22 protein-coding genes and 1 other annotated feature are annotated in these 22,843 nt (G+C 27.9%); of the genes, 15 read left to right on the forward strand and 7 right to left on the reverse strand.

Annotated features, from left to right (window positions below; genetic code table 11):
• The first annotated feature begins 10 nt into the window (after positions 1 to 10).
• The 6 genes from pyrF to pflA all read left to right on the forward strand — a co-directional run bounded on the left by pyrF (position 11) and on the right by pflA (position 6,561).
• Entirely contained in the window at positions 11 to 883 is an 873-nt protein-coding gene (gene pyrF / locus SPJ33_RS05750; RefSeq protein WP_321117017.1) for an orotidine-5'-phosphate decarboxylase, read from the forward strand.
• 14 nt (positions 884 to 897) lie between these two features.
• On the forward strand, positions 898 to 1,638 hold the full coding sequence (locus tag SPJ33_RS05755) for a dihydroorotate dehydrogenase electron transfer subunit (protein WP_321117018.1): 741 nt from the start codon (positions 898 to 900) through the stop codon (positions 1,636 to 1,638).
• Positions 1,639 to 1,650: 12 nt separating this feature from the next.
• Positions 1,651 to 2,547 (forward strand): dihydroorotate dehydrogenase, encoded by an 897-nt coding sequence (locus SPJ33_RS05760; RefSeq protein ID WP_321117019.1) that lies wholly within the window; start codon positions 1,651 to 1,653, stop codon positions 2,545 to 2,547.
• A gap of 30 nt (positions 2,548 to 2,577) precedes the next feature.
• Positions 2,578 to 3,252 carry an orotate phosphoribosyltransferase gene (pyrE, locus tag SPJ33_RS05765; protein WP_321117020.1) on the forward strand — a complete coding sequence of 225 codons (675 nt, stop codon included), beginning with the start codon at positions 2,578 to 2,580 and terminating at the stop codon, positions 3,250 to 3,252.
• A gap of 204 nt (positions 3,253 to 3,456) precedes the next feature.
• Positions 3,457 to 5,688 (forward strand): formate C-acetyltransferase, encoded by a 2,232-nt coding sequence (gene pflB, locus SPJ33_RS05770; protein ID WP_321117021.1) that lies wholly within the window; start codon positions 3,457 to 3,459, stop codon positions 5,686 to 5,688.
• A 165-nt stretch (positions 5,689 to 5,853) separates the two neighbouring features.
• Entirely contained in the window at positions 5,854 to 6,561 is a 708-nt protein-coding gene (gene pflA, locus SPJ33_RS05775; protein WP_321117022.1) for a pyruvate formate-lyase-activating protein, read from the forward strand.
• A gap of 50 nt (positions 6,562 to 6,611) precedes the next feature.
• Here pflA and SPJ33_RS05780 read toward each other — a convergent pair whose 3' ends face one another.
• Complete coding sequence (locus SPJ33_RS05780) at positions 6,612 to 7,223, reverse strand: 3'-5' exonuclease (RefSeq protein WP_321117023.1); 612 nt, start codon at positions 7,221 to 7,223, stop codon at positions 6,612 to 6,614.
• 171 nt (positions 7,224 to 7,394) lie between these two features.
• Here SPJ33_RS05780 and SPJ33_RS05785 point away from each other — a divergent pair, with 171 nt between their 5' ends.
• Both SPJ33_RS05785 and asnA read left to right on the forward strand, forming a co-directional pair.
• The gene (locus tag SPJ33_RS05785; protein WP_321117024.1) at positions 7,395 to 8,345 is read left to right on the forward strand and encodes an L-lactate dehydrogenase; all 951 of its coding nucleotides are present in this window, start codon (positions 7,395 to 7,397) and stop codon (positions 8,343 to 8,345) included.
• A 56-nt stretch (positions 8,346 to 8,401) separates the two neighbouring features.
• Entirely contained in the window at positions 8,402 to 9,415 is a 1,014-nt protein-coding gene (asnA, locus tag SPJ33_RS05790; protein ID WP_321117025.1) for an aspartate--ammonia ligase, read from the forward strand.
• A 23-nt stretch (positions 9,416 to 9,438) separates the two neighbouring features.
• Here asnA and SPJ33_RS05795 read toward each other — a convergent pair whose 3' ends face one another.
• Entirely contained in the window at positions 9,439 to 9,924 is a 486-nt protein-coding gene (locus SPJ33_RS05795) for a biotin--[acetyl-CoA-carboxylase] ligase (protein ID WP_321117063.1), read from the reverse strand.
• Between the two features lie 315 nt (positions 9,925 to 10,239).
• On the opposite strand from SPJ33_RS05795, the gene SPJ33_RS05800 reads away from it, so the two are divergent.
• Positions 10,240 to 11,379, forward strand: coding sequence for an LCP family protein (locus SPJ33_RS05800; RefSeq protein WP_321117026.1), 1,140 nt, complete (start codon positions 10,240 to 10,242; stop codon positions 11,377 to 11,379).
• Between the two features lie 72 nt (positions 11,380 to 11,451).
• Entirely contained in the window at positions 11,452 to 12,096 is a 645-nt protein-coding gene (locus SPJ33_RS05805; protein ID WP_321117027.1) for a site-2 protease family protein, read from the forward strand.
• Positions 12,097 to 12,143: 47 nt separating this feature from the next.
• Here the strand turns inward: SPJ33_RS05805 and SPJ33_RS05810 are convergent, their stop codons facing one another.
• Positions 12,144 to 13,655 (reverse strand): Ppx/GppA phosphatase family protein, encoded by a 1,512-nt coding sequence (locus tag SPJ33_RS05810; RefSeq protein WP_321117028.1) that lies wholly within the window; start codon positions 13,653 to 13,655, stop codon positions 12,144 to 12,146.
• A 140-nt stretch (positions 13,656 to 13,795) separates the two neighbouring features.
• Positions 13,796 to 14,017 (forward strand) — a binding site (T-box leader).
• A gap of 51 nt (positions 14,018 to 14,068) precedes the next feature.
• Between SPJ33_RS05810 and argS the strand changes: the two genes are divergently transcribed.
• Together argS and SPJ33_RS05820 are read left to right on the forward strand one after the other, a co-directional pair.
• Entirely contained in the window at positions 14,069 to 15,763 is a 1,695-nt protein-coding gene (argS, locus tag SPJ33_RS05815; RefSeq protein ID WP_321117029.1) for an arginine--tRNA ligase, read from the forward strand.
• A 151-nt stretch (positions 15,764 to 15,914) separates the two neighbouring features.
• On the forward strand, positions 15,915 to 17,027 hold the full coding sequence (locus SPJ33_RS05820; RefSeq protein WP_321117030.1) for an AI-2E family transporter: 1,113 nt from the start codon (positions 15,915 to 15,917) through the stop codon (positions 17,025 to 17,027).
• A gap of 28 nt (positions 17,028 to 17,055) precedes the next feature.
• Here the strand turns inward: SPJ33_RS05820 and SPJ33_RS05825 are convergent, their stop codons facing one another.
• From SPJ33_RS05825 to SPJ33_RS05835, 3 genes are read right to left on the reverse strand one after another with little or no spacing between them, the layout of a single operon-like run.
• Entirely contained in the window at positions 17,056 to 17,199 is a 144-nt protein-coding gene (locus SPJ33_RS05825; protein ID WP_321117031.1) for a FeoB-associated Cys-rich membrane protein, read from the reverse strand.
• 17 nt (positions 17,200 to 17,216) lie between these two features.
• The gene (feoB, locus tag SPJ33_RS05830) at positions 17,217 to 18,977 is read right to left on the reverse strand and encodes a ferrous iron transport protein B (RefSeq protein ID WP_321117032.1); all 1,761 of its coding nucleotides are present in this window, start codon (positions 18,975 to 18,977) and stop codon (positions 17,217 to 17,219) included.
• A 12-nt stretch (positions 18,978 to 18,989) separates the two neighbouring features.
• Positions 18,990 to 19,211 (reverse strand): ferrous iron transport protein A, encoded by a 222-nt coding sequence (locus SPJ33_RS05835; RefSeq protein ID WP_321117033.1) that lies wholly within the window; start codon positions 19,209 to 19,211, stop codon positions 18,990 to 18,992.
• Positions 19,212 to 19,439: 228 nt separating this feature from the next.
• Between SPJ33_RS05835 and SPJ33_RS05840 the strand changes: the two genes are divergently transcribed.
• A complete protein-coding gene (locus SPJ33_RS05840) occupies positions 19,440 to 20,171 on the forward strand; it encodes an HAD-IB family hydrolase (RefSeq protein WP_321117034.1) in 732 nt (243 codons plus the stop codon).
• A gap of 14 nt (positions 20,172 to 20,185) precedes the next feature.
• On the forward strand, positions 20,186 to 20,881 hold the full coding sequence (locus tag SPJ33_RS05845; protein ID WP_321117035.1) for a ribonuclease H-like domain-containing protein: 696 nt from the start codon (positions 20,186 to 20,188) through the stop codon (positions 20,879 to 20,881).
• A gap of 55 nt (positions 20,882 to 20,936) precedes the next feature.
• Here SPJ33_RS05845 and SPJ33_RS05850 read toward each other — a convergent pair whose 3' ends face one another.
• Complete coding sequence (locus SPJ33_RS05850) at positions 20,937 to 21,797, reverse strand: ComEC/Rec2 family competence protein (protein WP_414627213.1); 861 nt, start codon at positions 21,795 to 21,797, stop codon at positions 20,937 to 20,939.
• 167 nt (positions 21,798 to 21,964) lie between these two features.
• Between SPJ33_RS05850 and SPJ33_RS05855 the strand changes: the two genes are divergently transcribed.
• Positions 21,965 to 22,678: a lysophospholipid acyltransferase family protein gene (locus SPJ33_RS05855; RefSeq protein ID WP_321117037.1), complete on the forward strand. Its 714-nt coding sequence runs from the start codon at positions 21,965 to 21,967 to the stop codon at positions 22,676 to 22,678.
• Positions 22,679 to 22,843 lie beyond the last annotated feature (165 nt).

A 22,843-nucleotide genomic window follows, 5' to 3' on the forward strand; every position in this document is an offset into this window, starting at 1 on the left:
GGGGATTAAAATGAAGAACAATATAATAGACAAGTTATATAAGAGAGTAGAAGAAAGAGGAGTAGTATGTGTTGGACTTGATACTTCACTTGATTACATACCAAGCTTTATAAGAGAAGGAAAATCAAACAGAGAAGCAATTTTTGAATTTAATAAGGCGATAATAGATGCAACATATGATGTAGCAGCATGCTTTAAAGTTCAAATAGCTTATTATGAAGCATTAGGAATTGAAGGGTTACAGGCTTATAAAGACACATTATCATACCTTAGAGAAAAAGGAGAAATAATTATAGCAGATATAAAAAGAGGTGATATTGCAGCGACGGCTAAAATGTATGCAAAAGCTCATTTTGAAGGAGATTTTGAAGCTGACTTTATAACTTTAAATCCATATATGGGCATGGATAGTATAGAGCCATATATGTCATATATAGAAACTGGTCATAAAGGAGTATTTACTTTAGTTAGAACTTCAAATCAAGGGGCTAAAGATATAGAATGTGTAAAAACTTCAAGTGGAAGAAATGTTTATGATATAGTTGGTGAAAAAATATTAAATATAGGAAAAAAATATATAGGTGAATGTGGATATACTCCGCTTGGAGGAGTAATTGGTTGTACTCATGTAAAAGAAGCCGAAAAGATTAGAGAAGATTTTAAGGAAATGTTTTTCCTAATACCAGGTTATGGTGCGCAAGGAGGACAAGCTGAAGATGTTGCAATGTATCTTAGAAACTGTAATGGTGGAGTTGTAAATTCATCAAGAAATATACTTTTAGCTTATAAAAATAATGGAGCATTAGAAAAAGATTTTGCAAAATGTGCTAGAGAAGAAGTTATTAGAATGCAAAAAGAGATAAGAGAAGCATGTGAGATTTAAGGGGGATTTTAACTATGAGTATTGTATATAAAGAAGTTACTGTGCTTAGTAATGAAGAGATACAAAAAGGGATATTTAAATTAGTAGTAAAAAGTGATGATGAGATAAAATGTGGTCAATTTTATATGCTTAAAGCAAAAAATGTGTTCTTGCCAAGACCTATAAGCATTTGCAAAAAAGAAGATGATAAGCTTACATTTGTTTATGCTGTAGTTGGCTCAGGAACAGAAAAAATAAGTAAGCTAAGAAGCTTAGATAAAATAAATATTACAGGTCCTTTAGGGAATGGATTTAATGTAGATGAAAATTTAGGTAAAGTTGCATTAGTATCTGGAGGTATAGGAATTGCACCAATGCTTGAGGTAGCTAGAGAACTTAGGGAAAAAAATACAGCATCTAACATAGATTTGTATGCTGGATTTAGAGATGATGTATATCTAGTAGATGAGTTTGAAGACTATATAAACAATATAAATATAGCAACTAATACTGGAAAGCATGGCACAAAAGGGTTTGTTACAGATATTTTAAAAGCAAAAGATTATGATGTGGTTTTATGTTGTGGACCAGAAGTTATGATGAAAGAAGTTATAAGAATTTGCAAAGAATGTAATACAAAAATATATGTGTCTATGGAAAAGCATATGGCTTGTGGAGTTGGAGCATGTCTAGTTTGCACATGTAAAACAAAAGAAGGAAATAAGAGAACTTGTAAAGATGGACCAGTATTTGATGGTGATTATGTAGAGTTATAAGGAGAGTTATATATGTTAAATGTTAATATAAATGGAGTAGAATTTAAAAATCCTGTTATAGCAGCTTCAGGCACATTTGGATTTGGACAAGAATATAAAGAATTTTATGATGTTGGTATGTTAGGTGGAATATCATCAAAAGGATTAACTATAAAAAAGAAAGATGGAAATGATGGAATAAGAGTATATGAAACTGCAAGTGGCATGATGAATTCAGTTGGGCTTCAAAATCCAGGAATAGATTATTTTATAGAACATGAACTAAAAAATATGAAAAAACTTAATACAAATGTAATTGCAAATGTTGGTGGTGGATGTATAGAAGATTATGAAGAGGCTGTCATAAAACTTAATAATACAGAAGTTGATATGATAGAGCTTAATATATCATGTCCTAATGTCAAATCAGGTGGTATGGCTTTTGGAATAAAATCAGAAGTTGCATATGATGTTGTAAGTAAAATAAGAAGTATAACTGATAAACCACTTATTGTTAAGTTATCACCAAATGCAGAAAATATAGTTGATATGGCAGTAAAATGCAGAGAAGCAGGTGCAGATTCACTATCTTTAATAAATACAGTAAAAGGATTTGCAGTTGATATAAATAAAAGAAAACCAGTCTTTGATAATGTATATGCAGGATTATCAGGACCAGCTATAAAACCAATAGCACTTAGAATGGTTCATGAAGTATCAAAAGCTATTGATATACCAGTAATAGGTCTTGGTGGAATATCTAATTGGCAAGATGCTATTGAATTTATGATGGCAGGAGCATCAGCAATACAAATCGGAAGTATTAATTTTACAAATCCTATGGCAGGAAAAGAAATAATAGAAGGAATGGAAAATTTCCTTATAAAAGAAGGAATAAAAGACATAAAAAGTATAATTGGGATTGTTTAATAATTAACAAAATATTGGAGGTTTTTTAATATGAAAGCGTATAAAAAAGAATTTATAGAATTTATGATAGAGTGTGGTGTACTTACTTTTGGAGATTTTATAACAAAAAGTGGACGAAAAACTCCATTTTTTATCAATACAGGAAATTACAAAAAAGGAAACCAACTAAAGAGACTTGGGGAGTTTTATGCACAAGCTATAAAAGAAAATTTTGGAGAAGATTTTAATGTGCTATTTGGTCCTGCATATAAAGGAATTCCACTAACAGTTACAACATCTATAGCTTTATCAGAACTTTATGATATTGATGTAGAGTATTGTTCTAATAGAAAAGAAGTTAAAGATCATGGGGATAAGGGAATACTTCTTGGATCAAATTTAAAAGATAAAGATAAGGTTTTAATAGTTGAAGATGTGACAACAGCAGGTACTTCAATACGTGAAACAATGCCGATTTTAAAGGAACAAGGGGATGTTGATGTTGTTGGACTTATAATATCTGTAGATAGAATGGAAAAAGGGACGGGAGAAAAATCTGCTTTAAGTGAAATAAGAGAAAATTTTGGATTAAAAACATGTGCGATAGTAACTATGAAAGAAATAATAGAGTATCTTTATAATAAAAAAATAAATGATAAAATAATAATAGACGATGAAATTATGAGCAAAATAAATGATTATTATGATAAATATGGAGTTAGATAAAAATAATATTTTTCAAAAAATAGTAAATAGAAAAAGAAAATTTATAAAAAAAAATTTACAATTTTAATTTTTTATTTTAAAATAAAGGAGTAAGAGGAAATCTAAATAATGATATTTATTTTCATATGAAAATAAATATTGACTGTGAAAAAAATATCATTTATAATTAGATTATAAAAGTTATGAAAGCGAGGCGACGCATTAATGTTTAGAGAATGGGAAAACTTTAAATCAGGTAACTGGCAAAAAGAAATTGATGTCAGAGACTTTATTCAAAATAACTATACTCCATATGAAGGAGATGACTCTTTCTTAACAGGAGCTACTGAAAATACTACTAAGTTATGGAACGAAGTAAGTGAATTATTCAAAAAAGAAAGAGAAAATGGTGGAGTATTAGATGTTGATACAAAGACTGCATCAAGAATAGATGCTTATGCACCAGGTTATATAGATAAAGCAATAGAAAAAATCGTAGGAGTTCAAACTGATGCACCTTTAAAGAGAGCTGTAATGGCTGAAGGTGGAATAAGAATGGCTGAAAATGCAGCTAAAGCTTATGGATATGAAGTTGATCCTAAGATTTCTGAAATATTCACTAAGTATAGAAAAACTCACAACCAAGGTGTTTTCGATGCTTATACAGAAGAAATGAGATTAGCTAGAAAATCAGGTATCGTTACAGGTCTTCCAGATGCTTATGGTAGAGGAAGAATCATAGGTGACTACAGAAGAGTTGCTTTATACGGTGTAGATAGATTAATAGAAGATAAAATAGCTCAAAAGAAATCTTTAGAAGTTAGAACTATAGATGAAGAAGTAATCAGATTAAGAGAAGAAATCTCAGACCAAATAGTTGCTTTAAAAGAATTAAAAGTAATGGGAGAAAGCTACGGATTTGATTTATCAAGACCAGCAATGAATGCTCAAGAAGCTGTTCAATGGTTATACTTTGGATACTTAGCTGCAATCAAACAACAAAATGGTGCAGCAATGTCACTTGGTAGAACTTCTACTTTCTTAGATATATATATTGAAAGAGATTTACAAAATGGAACAATAACTGAACAAGAAGCTCAAGAAATAATAGATCATTTCGTAATGAAATTAAGATTAGTTAAATTCTTAAGAACTCCAGAATACAATGAGTTATTCTCAGGAGACCCAACTTGGGTTACTGAATCAATCGGAGGTATGGGATTAGATGGAAGAACTTTAGTTACTAAGAATTCATTCAGAATGCTTAATACACTATACACTATCGGACCATCACCAGAACCAAACTTAACAGTTTTATGGTCAACAAGATTACCTCAAGGATTTAAGGATTTCTGTTCAAAAGTATCAATAGATACAAGTTCAGTTCAATACGAAAATGATGATTTAATGGCTCCATATTGGGGAGATGATTACGCTATAGCTTGTTGTGTATCAGCAATGAGAGTTGGTAAGCAAATGCAATTCTTCGGAGCTAGAGTAAACTTAGCTAAGACTTTACTTTACACTATAAATGGTGGTAGAGATGAAAAGTCAGGAGTACAAGTTGGACCAAAGATAGCACCAATAACTTCAGAATATTTAGATTACAATGAAGTAATGGAAAAATTCGATATTATGACAGACTGGTTAGCTAACCTTTATGTAAATACATTAAATGTTATCCACTACATGCATGATAAATATTCTTATGAAAGCTTACAAATGGCTTTACATGATAGAGATGTATTTAGAACAATGGCTTGTGGTATAGCAGGACTTTCAGTTTGTGCTGACTCACTTTCAGCTATTAAATATGCTAAAGTTAAGCCAATAAGAAATGAAGAAGGAATAGCTGTAGATTTCGAAGTTGAAGGCGAATTCCCTAAATACGGAAATGACGATGATAGAGTTGATGATATCGCTGTATTCTTAGTTGAAAACATGATGAACAAGATCAGACAAAATAAGACTTACAGAAATGCATACCACACTCAATCAATCTTAACTATAACTTCAAACGTTGTTTATGGTAAGAAGACTGGTACAACTCCATGTGGAAGAAAAGCTGGAGAACCATTTGCACCAGGAGCTAACCCAATGCACGGAAGAGATAATAGTGGATCACTTGCATCATTAAACTCAGTTGCTAAGCTTCCATATGAACATTCACAAGATGGTATATCAAATACTTTCTCAATAGTTCCAGATGCTTTAGGAAAGACTAAAGAATCAAGAATTTCAAACTTAAGCAACATGTTAGATGGATATTTTGCTCAAAAGGCTCATCACTTAAATGTTAATGTATTTAATAGAGAAACATTATTAGATGCAATGGAACATCCAGAAGAGTATCCACAATTAACTATTAGAGTTTCAGGATATGCTGTAAACTTCATTAAGTTAACTAGAGAACAACAACTTGATGTTATAAACAGAACATTCCACTCAAAAATGTAATATAACTAAAAGTTAATAAGTTTAAAAATATCCTCTGCTAATTTATCTTTAGCAGGGGATATATTATAATTAAAATACAAATTAAATGATGATTTAAAAGTTATGTAGAGATTTTATAAATTTTAAGTTATTATTTTTAAGTTAAGAGGGGAGTTTAAAAACATTATGACTACAGGTAGAATTCATTCAATAGAAAGTATGGGACTTGTAGATGGCCCAGGTATAAGAGTCGTTGTATTTTTTCAAGGATGCTCTTTAAGATGCAAGTATTGTCATAATCCTGATACATGGGAATATGGAGGTGGAGAAGAATACACTGCATCTGAATTAGTTGATAAGATAAAAAGATATAAGCCATATTTTGAAACTTCAAATGGTGGAGTTACATTTTCAGGTGGTGAACCTTTAAGACAGCCAGAATTTTTAATAGAAGCATTAAAATTGTGCAAACAAGAAGGAATACATACATGCATAGATACTTCAGGATTTGGAGTTGGAATGTATGATGAAATCTTAAAATACACAGATTTAGTTCTTTTTGATATAAAAGAACTAACAAAAGAAAATTATAAAAAAGTAACTTTAATGAATATAGATGAATCTTTAAAGTTCCTTGAAGCAGTTCAAAGAAATGGAACAAAAATGTGGATTAGACACGTTGTTGTACCAGGATTAACTGATGGAGAAGAGCATATTAGAGAATTAAAAGAATTCATAAGTACTTTAAAGAACGTAGAAAAAGTAGAACTTCTTCCATATCATGTACTTGGAGTAAATAAGTACGAAAAAATGGGAATTAAATATCCATTAGAAGGTGTAGAGCCTATGGATAAGGAAAAAATTAAAGAATATGAAAAGATATTAAATGAATAAATAAAAAAAGAGTTATGTTAAGTTATAACTCTTTTTTTATTTTTTAGATATTAGTTTTTATATATATTTGAGAAATATCCGTGAGGTATTATCTTTCTCTTTAAACCTTCAATTACTGTTAAATATGTAGCAGCAGTATCAAATCTAGCATCATGATAATTTCCGCTTCCTCCGAATAGTTCTTTAGCTTTATTTTCTATTTGTTCTTTTGTAATATCTAAGAATGAAATAACCTCTTCAAGTTTTGGGTTTTTGAATGTACCGTTAGGTTTTAAGATTTTGCATATATCTTTGTAGTATGACATAGTGCAGAATGTTCTTTTAGGTTCATAATTTGCTCCTAAAAATAATAATTCACTATGCATAAATTTAATATCAAAGTTTACATTATGACCTATTACAAAATCTGCATCCATAAAATCATCTATAAATTCTCCAACTAAATCTTCAAAATACATTCCTCCTGAAAGCTCATATAGTTTTTCAAGAGAAAAACCGTGTACTGCTTCAGCATTTGGATCCATTTCATCAACTGCGAAAAAGAAATTTTTCCCTGTAGTAGTCTGAGGCTTTGTTGAAGTATCAACTACTATATAACTTAACTGACATATATGTCCAGGACGTATACTTGTTGTTTCTGTGTCAAAAAAAAGTAACTTCATTACGTATCCTCCTATATATAAAATATATAATAATTATATACTATATTTATTCATAATAAAATAACAAAAAAGTCAGACAAAAACAATAGGAATTAATTTAAAAAGATATTATAATAAAATTTATAATAAAGGGTAAGATAAAGAAAAAATGGTAAATTGGAGGTAACTAAGATGTTATATGAAAGAAAAAGAAAAGTATCAATAATCGGAGCAGGCTTTGTAGGGGCAACTACAGCTTATGCACTTATGAATAGTGGTATAGCAACAGAAATATGCATATATGATATAAATATGGATAAAGCGATGGGTGAAGTTATGGACTTAGTTCATGGTACATCATTTGTAAAGCCAGTTAATATATATGCCGGATCTTTAGAAGAAACAAAGGATTCTGATATAGTAATAATTACAGCAGGTGCTGGACAAAAAGAAGGAGAAACTAGACTAGATATGATTGGAAAGAACTTTAAAATCTTTAAAGGATTCATTCCAGACATAGCAAGATTAAGCCCAGATTCAATTTTATTAGTTGTATCAAATCCTGTAGATGTATTAACTTATATAACTTATAAATTATCAGGATTCCCAAAAGAAAGAGTTATAGGTTCAGGTACTGTATTAGATACTTCAAGATTAAAGTATGTACTTGGTAAATATTTTAATGTAAATAATAATAATATACATTCATATGTTATTGGAGAACATGGTGATAGTGAATTAGTAACTTGGAGTAATGGAAGAATAGGGGGAGAAAGTTTTGATATATATGCAAAGCAAACATCACTTGCTTGGGATGATGAAATCAAAAATGTAATAGAAAATGATGTAAAAAATGCTGCTTATGAAATAATAAACAGAAAGAAAGCAACTTACTTTGCAGTAGCACTTGCTGTTAATAGAATTGTTGAAGCTATATTTAGAGATGAAAATAGTATCTTAACTGTAGATTCATTATTTGAAGGACAATATGGTATAAGTGATATGTATTTAGCAATTCCAACTATAGTTAATAAAAATGGTGCTAAGGAAATTATAGAAATTCCTTTGTCAGAAGATGAAGAAAATAGACTTAAAGAATCAGCTAAAATATTGAAATCACATTTAGATCAATGTAATATATAGAAATTAACAATAAATATTTTTTATATAATATTATATAAAATTAAAGGAGGCTATTTATGAAACAAGAAGGTATTATTATCCCAGAGGGATATAGAAGTAAAGCTACATTAATTGAAACAGAGACTTATATTAAGGCTATAAAGGATTATTTTGAAAAGAACTTAGCAGAAAGATTGAACTTAATCAGAGTATCAGCACCTCTTTTTGTTGATTCTAAATCAGGATTAAATGATGATTTAAGTGGAATTGAAAGACCAGTAAGATTTGATCTCCTAGCTTCAAAAGAGGATGTAGAGATAGTTCATTCACTTGCAAAGTGGAAGAGAATGAGCTTACATAGATATAACTTTCCAGTAGGAAAAGGGTTATATGCTGATATGAATGCTATAAGAAGAGATGAGGAACTTGATAACATACACTCTATATATGTGGATCAGTGGGATTGGGAGTGTATTATTAATAAAGAAGATAGAAATTTAGAAACTTTAAAAGATACTGTAAGGAAGATATATAGTGTATTTAAGGATACAGAAGAGTTTGTAAGAGATAATCTTATGAGTATAGAAAAAGAACTTCCAAAAGATATATTTTTTATCACATCTCAAGAGCTTGAGGATATGTATAAGGATTTAACACCTAAAGAAAGAGAAAATGCAATATGTAAGGAAAAAGGGGCAGTCTTTATAATGCAAATAGGCCATGAATTAGCTTCAGGCAAAAAGCATGATGGTAGAGCACCAGATTATGATGATTGGAATTTAAATGGAGATATTTTATTCTGGAATTCAGTTTTAGATAGTGCAGTTGAATTATCATCAATGGGAATAAGAGTAGATGAAAAATCTTTAGAAAATCAGTTAGAAAAAGCTAATTGTCTAGAAAGAAAGAATTTAGAATTTCATAAAGCTTTATTAGAAGGAAAACTTCCATATACAATTGGAGGTGGTATTGGACAATCAAGAATATGTATGTATTTTTTAAGAAAGGCACATATTGGAGAGGTTCAAGCATCTGTTTGGGATGAAAAAAATAATAGAATATGTAGAGAAAATGGAATAGAATTATTATAAAAATACTCAATAGTCTATTAAGACTATTGAGTATTTTGATTTTTAAATGTTAGCTCTCCACTAATAACTTTTCTTATTCTTCCAAAACTATCCTTTATTATGAGTTCTCCACTATCATCTAGGCCTATACAAGTCACTGTTTCTATATTTTTTGAAGTAACTAAATTAGCAATTTTATTTATAAAAAGTGAATTGTTTCTACAGATATTTATGACTTCTGATAAATCATTTTTATCTATAAAATTATTATAAAATATCTCAAAATGATTTAAAAAATTTGCAAGTATTTCTGCACGATTATATTTAGTATTCTTTTCTATTAATAAGGAAGTTGCATTTAAATCAGATGAGAAATCTTCTTTTTTTATATTTATATTCATACCAACTCCAACTATAATATATTTTATTTTATTCATATTACAATTCATAAGAGTAAGTATTCCACAAAACTTTTTATCGTTAATATAAATATCATTTGGCCATTTTATTTTACAACTTATATTTAGTATTTAAAAATTTATTTATTGAATTTAAATCTAAATTATCATAGTTCATATTTTACCTCATTAAAATTTATTTTTTATATTATAACATATTTACAAAAATCTAAATAAAAGCTTATATAAAGACAAATTTTTAATAATATAAACAATTATTAGCCAAAATATAAGTAAATTATATATAAAAGTACTGGTTTTGACCTGAAATTTTTATTATAATGTTATTAATGATAATAAATGCTCTACTTTTAATTTAGCAATAAAGAATGTTTAACTTAAAAAATGTCAATAATATTGAATAATATATATTAAGGGAGATAGGATATGCAAGATAAAAGACATGACAAATTAAGTAGAAAAAATACGAAAGTGAAAATGTCTAGTTATAAAAAAATCTTGATTTCAATAGCAGTTTTAACTATATTTATTATAGTTCTAGTTTTAGGGTCTTACATGTATATTAAGGGACAAGTATACCAAGAAAATCCTACAGCACAAGCTATAGAATATAAAGAACAGCCAGGAATTACGAATATATTATTAATAGGAACAGATGCACGTAAATTAGATGAAAAAGCAAGAGCGGATGCTATAATTATTGCTACAATAGATAATAACAATAAAAAACTTAAATTAACATCAATTATGAGAGATACCTTAGCAAAGATACCAGGACATGGAGAGCAAAAAATAAATGCAGCACTTGCATGTGGTGGGCCAGAATTACTTATGCAAACCATTAAAGATAATTTTGATATTTCATTAAATAAATATGTTATGGTTAATTTTAAAGGTTTTCAATCCATTATAGATAAAGTTGGTGGAATAGAAGTTGATATAAAAGATTATGAAATAAAAGAACTTAATAAGTTTATTGGTGAGTATGAAAAAGAAAAGTCACCTAAGATAACTACAACTGGAATACAAACTTTAGATGGTCAGCAAGCGTTAGCTTATGCAAGAATTAGAAAAGTTGGAGATGGTGATTATGAGAGAACAGAAAGACAAAGAAGGGTTATTGATTTAGTAACACAGAAATTTAGAGATTTAAGTATAGTTAAATATCCTTCTGTAATGACAGAATTATCAAAATATATCAAAACTAATATAGAACCAGCTTCAATTCTTAATTATGCCTATACTGTTTCAAAGTTTGAAAGTTTAAAGTTTGATCAGTTAAGAATACCAGTAAGTGATGATATTTCTTGGGGAGGAATGTATAAGAATAAGGGTTGGGTACTTATTGTAGATAAGGAACAAAGCTCAAAAATAATACAAGATTTTATATTTAAGGATATAAAACCAACAAATAAGAGTTATGATATTTCAGTTTGGAAAGAAAAGCTTGTTAAATATATTGGACAAGATAATCAAAGTATAGAAGAGACTCAAATACCAATAAGTGATAAGGAACTTGATGGCAATTATAATTGCACAACAAATAATGTAAGTTTATTAAAATAATGGACACAGCTAATTTTTTTTAGCTGTGTTTTATGTTATAATACTTTAAAATAAAAGAAGGAGAATTTATAGATGAGTTTTTTACAGAACATAATATTTATGATACCTGCTATATTAATAGGGTTTACGTTTCATGAATATGCTCATGCAAAGGTAGCGGATAAATTAGGGGATAAGACACCAAGATTTCAAGGAAGATTAAATTTAAATCCTATTAATCATTTAGATCCATTAGGAACTTTATTGATTTTGTTTTGTGGTATAGGATGGGCAAAACCTGTACAAGTTAATCCATCAGCTTTTAAAAATTATTATAAGGATGATTTAAAAGTAAGCATTGCAGGACCAATTGCAAACTTAATAGTTGCATTTATAGGGACTATTTTATATTTTGCCTTAAGAATTATTGCAGGGTATGGCCTTTTAGGAGGAGCATTATTACCTGTACTTATAATAATAACAAGATATATTATAACGCTTAATGTAACTTTATGTGTATTTAATATATTACCTCTGCCAGGGTTAGATGGATTTAATATTCTTAGAGATTTAAGTCCAAAGCATTTTTATAAAGTATCAGAAAGTATTTATAAATATCAATTATTAATATTTATTGCGATAATTTTAATTGGTGGACCAATAATAAGAATACCATCACAATTAATATTAAACTTATTATCAAAGATAGTTTCAATGATATTTGGAGTGATTTTTTAGTATAAAATAAGCAGTTAGTTTAAAACTAACTGCTTTAATTATATATCTTAATTTATTTTTTCTATTATTAGATTTCTATTATATATTTCTCTAAATGAACAAGCACTTCTCATAGCTTGGCTTATTTCAACTTCTAAATCTAAAGAAGATTGAAGTTCTAATTTAACGCTTTCCTCATCTATATATACATTTATGTTAGAAACAGCACCTTCTAAGCTTCTATCAAGCCCTTCAGCTATTTTAAGTATAGTTCCTATATATTCTATAGCATTTATATCATTTCTATTTATTATAGAGCTATATTGAGGAAATGGGATACTATATTTATTATTTCTATGATAAGCAGCAATTGCAGCACTCATCAATAATTCTTTTTGTGTTAAACCATTTATAGATGAATTTAATATTATATAAAAACTGTGTTTATGATGATTGTAGTAATCAATGCTTGTACCACAATCATGCAATAATGAAGATGTTATAAGTATTCTATTAAATGAATCATCTAATTTATGTATTGGTTTTAAGCTTTCAAAAAGATCCTTACATAGTTTATAAACATTATTTGCATGACTTTTATTTATATTAAGTTTATTCATAATGCCTAAAATGCTATATATTAGCATGTTTTTTTCATATTCATAGTTTTTAGCAATATATTCATACATAATACCATCTTTTAGTCCGCGAGCTGATGTGATTATTTTATTTACATTTGTATGATTAAGTAAATTTAAGAATATACAAACTCCAGCAACCATTATATCTGCACGATCACAAGGTAAACCTGGAATTTGTGAACGTTGTTTTAGATTTTTACATTTTAATAAATTATATATATCATGAACATCAATATCATATAGAACGTAATTATGTTGTATATCTATTGGATAACGTTTTTTGATTCTATCTATTTTACCAAGAATCTTAATAGTGTTACCAATACCTATAATTGAATCAAAATCAGCATATTTAAGCCATGTACATTTATCAATTAATTTATTTATCATAATTTTAGCAGCTTCTAAATCTTCTCTTAATATTATATCTTGAAGATTATATTTTAAAGTAAGGTTTAGTGTTCCAACTGGTATTGAGTAATAATTTTGTATTTCTCCATTTTTAACCCATGCAAGATGAGTGGAAGTACCTTCTATATCAACAATAAGAGAATTTTCAAAATAAATCGTATTTGATATACTTAAGAAATTATAATAAATTTCTTTATATGAATCTAATATAGTAATATCAATATTAAGTTCATCTTTAATTATATTTAGCAATTTATCACTATTTGATGTAACTTTAAAAGCTTCTGTTGCAACTGCTATAATTTTTTTAACTCCTGATATTTCACACATAGATTTAAATGCTCTTAGAGTAGATAATGTTTCAGAAATCTTTTCTTTTGAAAAGCATTTTCCATCTATTAAATCTTCAAAAAGTCTTATAGATGTAGTAAGTTCATCAATTTTATTAAAATATCCGTCATCTTCTACTTCATTTAAAGCTAATGTAATTGAAGTCGGAGTCAGTTCAATAATACCAATTCTTTTCATAATAAACTCCTTAAAATTTTAAATGTGTATTAGTATTATTATACAACATTTCAAAGCAATATGTTAGGGATAAGAGTGTTTAAATATTTATTGACATTTTGTAAGAATTATATGTATAATGAATCGAAGAACATAGAATAATAAATTTGATGAAGAGGAGAGTATATTAATCGATTCTTTTAGCGAGTAGGGAGTTTGGTGTAAGCCCTATAAGATAGATTAGTTGAAGAGAACCTCAGAGAAGCGCCTGAAATGAGTAAGGATCGCCGCAAATAACTTATTTGCGTTAACAAAAAGAGTGGCATTTTCTTTATGCAAGTAGAGTGGTACCGCGGAAAAAGTGATAGTATTCCGTCTCTTATTTTATAATAAGAGGCGGTTTTTATATTTACGAAAAAAAGGAGGAATAAAAAATGGATTATAAACAAATTATTGCTGAATTAATAAAACAACATGTTGATTTAGATGTAGAAGATATTAAAAAACTTATAGAAATACCACCAAAGTCAGAAATGGGAGATTACGCATTCCCTTGTTTCCAATTAGCGAAGGTTATGAGAAAATCTCCAAATATGATAGCTGAAGAGTTAGTTTCAAAAATAAATAGCGAAGGTTTTGAAAAGATAACTAATTTAGGACCATATGTTAATTTCTTTGTTGATAAGACAGCTTTCTCAAAAGCAACTATAGAAAAAGTTATTGAAGAAGGAGATAAGTATGGTTCATCAAATATTGGTGAAGGAAAAACTGTATGTATTGACTATTCATCACCTAATATAGCTAAGCCTTTCCACGTTGGACACCTTTTCTCAACTTCAATAGGAAACTCACTTTATAAATTATTTGAAGAAGAAGGATACAATGTAGTTGGTATCAATCACTTAGGAGACTGGGGTACTCAATTTGGTAAGCTTATATCAGCTTATAAAAGATGGGTTGATGAGGAAGCACTTGAAAAAGATGCTATAGCAGAACTTTTAAGAATATATGTTAAATTCCATGATGAAGCAGAAAAAGATCCATCATTAGTTGATGAAGGAAGAATGTACTTTAAGAGACTTGAAGATGGAGAACCAGAAGAAACAGCTTTATGGAAGAGATTTAGAGAGCTTAGCTTAAAAGAATTTAATAGAGTATATGATCTTTTAGGGGTTAAGTTTGATTCATTTGCTGGAGAAGCATTCTATAATGACAAGATGCAAGTTGTAATAGATGAATTAAGAGAAAAGAACTTACTTACAGAAAGTAATGGGGCACAAGTTGTTATGCTTGATGAATACAATATGCCTCCTTGCATAATCCTTAAAGAAGACGGAGCAACTATATATGCTACAAGAGACTTAGCAGCTGCAAATTACAGAAAGAATACTTATGATTTCGATAAGTGTATCTATGTTGTAGGAAGCCCTCAAGCATTACACTTTAAGCAAGTATTTAAAACATTAGAACTTTCAGGAAAAGAATGGGCTAAAGATTGTGTTCACGTAGGATTTGGATTAGTTAAATTTGCAGATGGTGGAATGTCAACAAGAAAAGGAAAGGTTATCCTTTTAGATGATTTACTAAATGAAGCAATAGCTAAGACTTTAGAAGTAATAAATGAAAAGAACCCAGAACTTGAAAATAAAGAAGAAATAGCTAAGAAGATAGGTGTAGGTGCTGTTATATTCACTTATCTTAAAAATTCAAGAGAAAAGGATATAATCTTTGATTGGAAAGAAATCCTTTCATTTGAAGGAGAAACTGGTCCATATGTTCAATATTCATATGCAAGAGGTAACAGTATATTAGAAAGAGCTGGAGAAATTGATTTAACAAACGTAGATTATAGTAAGTTAAACTCAAAAGAAGAATTTGAATTGATCAAATCTTTAGAAAACTTCAGTAAAAATATTCACTCAGCAATTGAAAAACTTGAACCTTCAGTTGTAACAAGATATGTAATTGAAGTAGCAAAACTATTTAATAAGTTCTATAATGCTCATTCAGTATTAAACTTAGAAGATGAAGAACTTAAAAAGGCTAGACTTGCATTAGTAAAGGCAAGCTTACAAGTAATAAAAAATGGTTTAGGCTTAATAGGAATAGAAGTTGTAGAAAAAATGTAATATAAAAAAGCGCTATAAGTTATAACTTGTAGTGCTTTTTTAAATATTTTATAGATAATGTAAAACTTTAATATTTAATAAAAATGTCAATAATTAATATGATATAATGCGAATATAAACAAAAAATATGAGGGAAAGGTGATGGGATTAAGTGAATTTTTTTAAAAATATAAAATACAAAGATATCATAGTACTCTTATTGATAGTTTTTGTAGGATATAAGGTTATTGATAACTATCCAGTATATTTTTTAGTGTTAAAGAAATTTTTAGGCGTTATTGCTCCATTTATATATGCCATGGTTTTTGCATATATATTAAATCCGATTATGAAATTTTTTGAGAAAAGATTTAAATTAAAAAGAGGATTAGCAGTTATACTAACTTATCTTGTTGTTTTAGGAACAATAGTTATTATAGCATTATATGGAATACCTAATCTTATAGAAAGTATTATTTCTATAACAAAAGAAGTACCTGATTATGTAAAGATGGTTCAACATTGGATGAATTCAGCACTTAAAAATGCTAGAGTAAATGAATTCATGCAAGATACAGGCTTAATGAATAATTTAGCATCATTATCAACTAAAGCAGGATCTATATTGGTTTCATTATTAGAAGGAACAACAGGCTCATTAATTAGCATAACTACTGATATAATAAAAGTTGGATTTGGACTTTTAATATCAATTTATATGTTACTTGATAAAGAAAAGTTTATAAAACAAGCTAAAGTAATTCTTTTAATGATTGTAGGGGAAAAGATAGGAATGAAAATACTTAACTTCCTAAAGATATACAACTATATGATTGGAACATATATAGGTATAAAGGCTCTAGATTCTTTAATCATAGGTATAATATCTCTTGTAGGTCTTATGATATTAAGATTGCCATATGCTCCATTATTAGCACTAGTAGTAGGAGTTACTAATATGATTCCATATTTCGGACCATTTATAGGAATGCTAACTTGTGCTATAGTAGCTTTATTTGTAACTCCTTTTAAAGCAATAATAGTATGTATATTCTTACTTGCGCTTCAACAATTTGATGCTTGGTTCTTAGAACCTAAGCTAGTTAGTGGAAAAGTTGGAATTGGACCATTTTGGGTTATATTTGGTGTAACTATTGGTGGAGGATTCTTTGGACCATTAGGAATGATTTTAGCATCACCAACATTAGCTACAATAAAGATATATTATGATAAGATAATAAATAACTATAAAGAAAAACATGAAAAATTAGTAGATTCATTATAGTAATAAAAAAAGATCAGTAACTTTTAAGTTACTGATCTTTTTTTCTAGAAGAGCAGTTTCTACTACATGTACTGCAGTTAGAACAGCCTCCTCCTTTAGAAGTCTTTTTGACATTTTTATATATTATAAATATAGCTATTATTAATATAATTATTGCTATTGCAATTTCCATTTATATCACCTTCATCTTTAAATAAGTATAGCTATGTGATAGAAAATAAATGAAACAATCCATGCAAGTGCAATTTGATAGCAAATTGAGAATACCATCATCTTTGTTCCATACTCTTTTTTCATAGTACCTAGAGTTGATACACAAGGTGTATAAAGTAAAGTAAATATTAAGAATGAATAAGCTGAAATTGTTGTAAAGAATTGAGGTAAAACAACCTTTAAATCTCCATTGAATATAACTTCCATTGAAGAAACAACACTTTCTTTTGCAAGTAATCCACTAAGTAATGATACAGATGATTGCCAGTTACCAAATCCAAGTGGGGCAAATATTGGAGCTATGAATCTTCCGATTGCAGCTAATATACTATCATCAACATTTTCAACTAAACCATGTAAGTTAAAGTTTGATAAGAACCATATAACTACAGTCATAGCAAATATTATAGTACCTGCTTTTTTCATAAAGCCCTTAGCTTTATCATAAGTTTGTTTTAATATTGAACTTAATAGGGGAAGTTTATAATTTGGAAGTTCTATTATAAATGGTTCTTCATCCTTTTTAAATATAGTACTTTTAAATAAAATACCGATTATGAAAGCTACAACTATTCCAAGTAAGTATAATGATGCAACAACTAATCCTCTATGCTTAGTAAAGAATACTGAAGCAAATAATGCATAAATAGGAAGTCTTGCGTTACATGACATTAAAGGAACAAGTAGTGCTGTAAGTTTTCTATCTTTTTCACTTTCAAGGGTTCTAGATGACATTATTGCAGGAACTGAGCATCCAAATCCAACTATCATAGGTATAAATGCTTTTCCTGAAAGACCCATCTTTCTCATAAGCTTATCCATTAAAAATGCTACTCTTGACATATAACCACTGTCTTCTAAGAAAGCAATACAGATAAATAATGAAAGAATTACAGGTAAAAGTACTAGGATTCCTCCAACACCACCGATAATACCATCAACTAATAATGATTGGAACCAAGGAGCAGTATTTTGAAGTAATGTATGCATCCATGGTATGAATGAATCATTTAATAATCCATCTAACCAATCGGAAATAGGTTGTCCAACCCATGAAAAAGTAAATTCAAACATAAAGGCCATTATTAAAAGAAGTAATGGATAAGCTAATATAGGATTTAATAATATTTTGTCTAATTTTTGTGTTAAATCTCTTTTGTTAGCATTTTTTTCTTTTAAGCAATTATGTAGTACTTTTTCGATATATTTATAAGCTGATTTTTCATCTTTAAAGTCAAATTTATTTGAATCTTTTATATGTGTAAAATTATTTTTTTCTATTGTTTCTTTTAATTTATCTACACCTTGTCCCTTAGCTGCTTTTATAGGGATAACTGTAACATTTAAATCTTTAGATAACTTGTCATAATCTATTTCAAGTCCTTTGCTTTCAACAACATCAATCATATTGATTGCAAGTATTATTGGTTTATTAAATTGTTTAAGCTGAGTTGTTAGGTATAAATTTCTTGCTAAATTTGAACCATCAACTATATTAAGAATTATATCTACGTCTTCATCTTCTAAGAAATCTTTTGCGATCTTTTCTTCATGAGAAAAAGTATCCATGGCATAAATTCCAGGTAAATCTACTATTTTTACATTATTATAGAATCCTTCTTTTTTTTCAACTGTAACGCCAGGCCAATTTCCTATATGTTGCTTTGAACCAGTCATTGCATTGAAAAGCGTTGTTTTACCAACGTTTGGATTACCGAGTAGTGCGACTGTTGTCATTAAATTTCCCTCCTAAGTTAGTAATATTATATTTTTTGCATCTTTTTTTCTTATAGCTAAATCAAATCCTCTAAAATTAATTATTAAAGGATCACCAAGTGGTGCTATTGTTTTTAAAGTTACATCAGTTCCTTCTATACATCCTAAAGCTAATAATCTCTTAGCTAATTTTTTATCTCCACCTATGCTGCTTATAATTCCGTGTTCTCCAGGTTTAAGACTTGTTAGTTCCATTTATTTTCCACCTCGCATTGAAAATCATTATCACATACATATATAATAACATTATATGAATTTATAAGTCAATATTTAATAAAAACAAAAATAAATTAAATTTGTTTAAATATTAAAATATATTATAATATAATAAAAAAATACAAAAAGGTATATTATATTGCAAAAGAATTTTTTGTAGGTATAATATAATGAATAATTATTTTGTAGAGGAAAGAGAGGATTTATATGAAAAAAAATATAGCAGCATTCTTTGATATAGATGGAACTTTATATAGAGAAGGATTAATTACAGAAGTTTTCAAAAAAATGATTAAATATGAAATAATTGAACCAGAAAAATGGTATAATGACGTTAGACAAGATTTTGAAAAGTGGGATAGAAGACAAGGAGATTATGATACATATTTATTAAAAATGATTGATATATATATGGAAGCAATCAAAGGCTTAAATAAATATCAAATAGAGTTTATAGCAAAAAGGGTTATAGAACAAAAAGGTGATAGAGTATACACTTTTACAAGAGATAGAATAAAATGGCATAAAGAGCAAGGTCATATTTTAATTACAGTATCAGGTTCACCAATTGAATTAGTTAAAGAGATGTCACTTAAACATGGTTTTGATGATTTTAGAGGAGCAGAATATGTTTTAGATGAAAATGGACAATATACAGGAGATGTAATTCCTATGTGGGATAGTGAAAGTAAGGAGAAAGCTATAAAGGAATTACAAGAAAAGTATGATATTGATTTAGAAAAAAGCTATGCTTATGGAGATACTGCTGGTGATTATACTATGCTTAGTAAAGTTGGAAATCCATATGCTATGAATCCTACAAATGAACTTTTAAGAAAAATCCTTTCAGATAAAGAATTATCAGAAAGAATAAATATTATTGTAGAAAGAAAAGATGTAACGTATAATCTAAATGTAGAAAATATCCAATTTGAATAAGAAAGAGTGATACTGTGATTATAAAAGAAAACATTATACCTGTAGGAAAGTTAGAAGAAGCTGACTTTTTAAATTATGAAAATAAAGTTTTGCCTGAAGAAATAATATTTTTTGATTTAGAACATTATGTATATAAAAAACCAAAATGTATAGGAGTATTTGGTGCATGTATATATAATAAGGAAGAAAATATTCTTCATGTAACACAATATATGATTGAAAATAAAAGAGAGATTAAGGATATTTTAAATCTAGCCTTAAGATATTTTAAATATATGAAGGAAAATGGCAAAAAGGCAATATCAACATTTTCAGGTAATAATGATTTTACAGTAATAAATTACTTATTCAATAAATATAACATATCTTATGACTTTGAAGCAGAATTTCTATCAATAGATATCCAAAAAGCTTATGAAAAAAGCATGAAGACATCAATAGGACTTAAAAAATTAGAAAAGATTTTTGAAATTGATAGGCAAGGGGAAGTTATAAGTGGATCAAATCTAGCAAAGACTTTCCATAAAGTTATGAAAGATAATGATTATGTAAAAAGAATGCCTAAAGAAAAGATAGAGAAAATATTGCTTTATAATGAGCAAGATGTTGTTAATCTATATTATATATATACTAATTGGAACAAATATATTAAATTATCTGAAAAAGAAGATAATAAAGATATAGATGAAAAAAATGATTTGGAAAATTAATAAAAATAAAAATAAAAAACACTTAAAAGTTAGTGCACTTTTAAGTGTTTTTTTATTATTTCTTAGTTATAGTCTTTCCGTTACTTTGTAAAACTATGTTACCATTTTTATCAGTTCTATAAACTTTAATATTATATTTTTGAAGCTTCTGTATAGTCTCTTTATGAGGATGTCCGTATGTATTATTAACACCACAAGATACTATTGCAATTGACGGATCAACAGCTTTTAAGAATTTTTCACTTGTTGAAGTTGATGAGCCATGGTGTCCAAGCTTTAATACATCAGCTTTTAAATTATAATTCTTTTCTAAAACATAGTTTTCTTCAACTGTTTCAGCATCACCTGTGAATAGGAAAGAAGTATTTCCATATACAAGTTTCATAATAGGTGAGTAGTTATTTAAGTTAGTTTTTTTGCCATATCCATCAGCCTTTGGTGAGAAAACTAAAACCTTAGTATTTTTTCCAAGGTCAATAGTGCTAGTCCCTTCTTTAATAACATTTATTTTTAAGTTCTTCTTTTTAAGGGCTTTAATCATATTTTCAAAAGTTCTTGTAGTAGTTTCTACTTTAGGAGCATAGAATTTTCCTATTTCGTACTTATTTATAATAGTAGCCATGTTACCTATATGATCTTCATGTGGATGGCTTGCTATTACATAGTCTAACTTTTTGATTTTTAATTTATCTAAATATGAAATTATATCTTTTTCATTACTCCTTGGACCAGCATCAATTAACATATTTTTACCGTTTACTTGTATTAATTCAGCATCACCTTGTCCAACATTTATATAATGAACAAGCATTCCAGAGTTAGATGAACTAGGTTTTTTAGTATTACTGATATTGTTTGTGGTGTTATTTTTATTAATATTATTTGTGACATTATTTGAAATATCACTACAACTCATTAAAAAAGTTGATGAAAGCAATATTAGTATACAGATTAAAGATTTTAAATATTTTTTCACAAGAAATCCTCCTTACATAATATATACTGTATTAGTTTATCATCATATTGTATAATAATAAAGAAAAGTTTTTACATACTAATGATTAATGTTAAGAGGTGAAAAAAATGCAAGTATTTAAAATGATAGTATATTTGATATACATGTTTTATACAGTTTTCAAAGAGATTAAATTTAAGTTTATATATAAGATTAAGGGAGAAAAACAAGCTATAAAGTACGGTCAAGATGCATTTAGTAAATGGAGCGATTTTACTATAAAAATTATAGGTATGGATGTAGAGGTCAAGGGACGTGAAAATATACCAAATGAAGCTTGCGCTTTTATAGGAAATCATATGAGTATATTAGATATACCAGTGTTAAGACAAGCATCAGGAAGAGAAGTTGGATTTGTATCAAAGAAAGAAATATTAAAGATTCCAATGTTAAGATTTTGGATTAAGCATTTAAATTGTGTAGCATTAGATAGAGAAAGTCCAAGAGAAGCTATAAGGGTTATAAATGAAGGTGCTAATTATTTGAAAAATGGATATGATATGGCTATTTTCCCAGAAGGAACAAGATCAAAAGATGGAAAGGTGCATGACTTTAAAAAGGGAAGTATGAAGCTTGCAGTTAAAGCAAAGGCACCTATAGTTCCAGTATCTATAAACGGTACTTCAAGATGCTTTGAAGATAATAAAAAATTTACTAAAGGAAAAGTTACTATAGTTTTTGGAAAACCTATATATACTAAAGACTTATCTAAGGAAGAAGAGAAAGAATTAACAAAAAGAGTTCATGATGAAGTTTTAAAAAATATGATTTGGGTAAAATAAATATATGTTTTTAAAAAAGGGGGATTTTTATCTCTCTTTATTTTTATATTAATATATCTATAAAAAGTTATAATCACTTGTATATAATTTTAAACATAACATGTGAATATAGATATTTTGGAATTCTTTATTTAAAAATATAGTTTTTTTAGTTTTAAGTTTCAT

Origin of the sequence: Clostridium sp. (genome assembly GCF_034179595.1) — a bacterium.
GTDB lineage: Bacteria > Bacillota > Clostridia > Clostridiales > Clostridiaceae > Clostridium.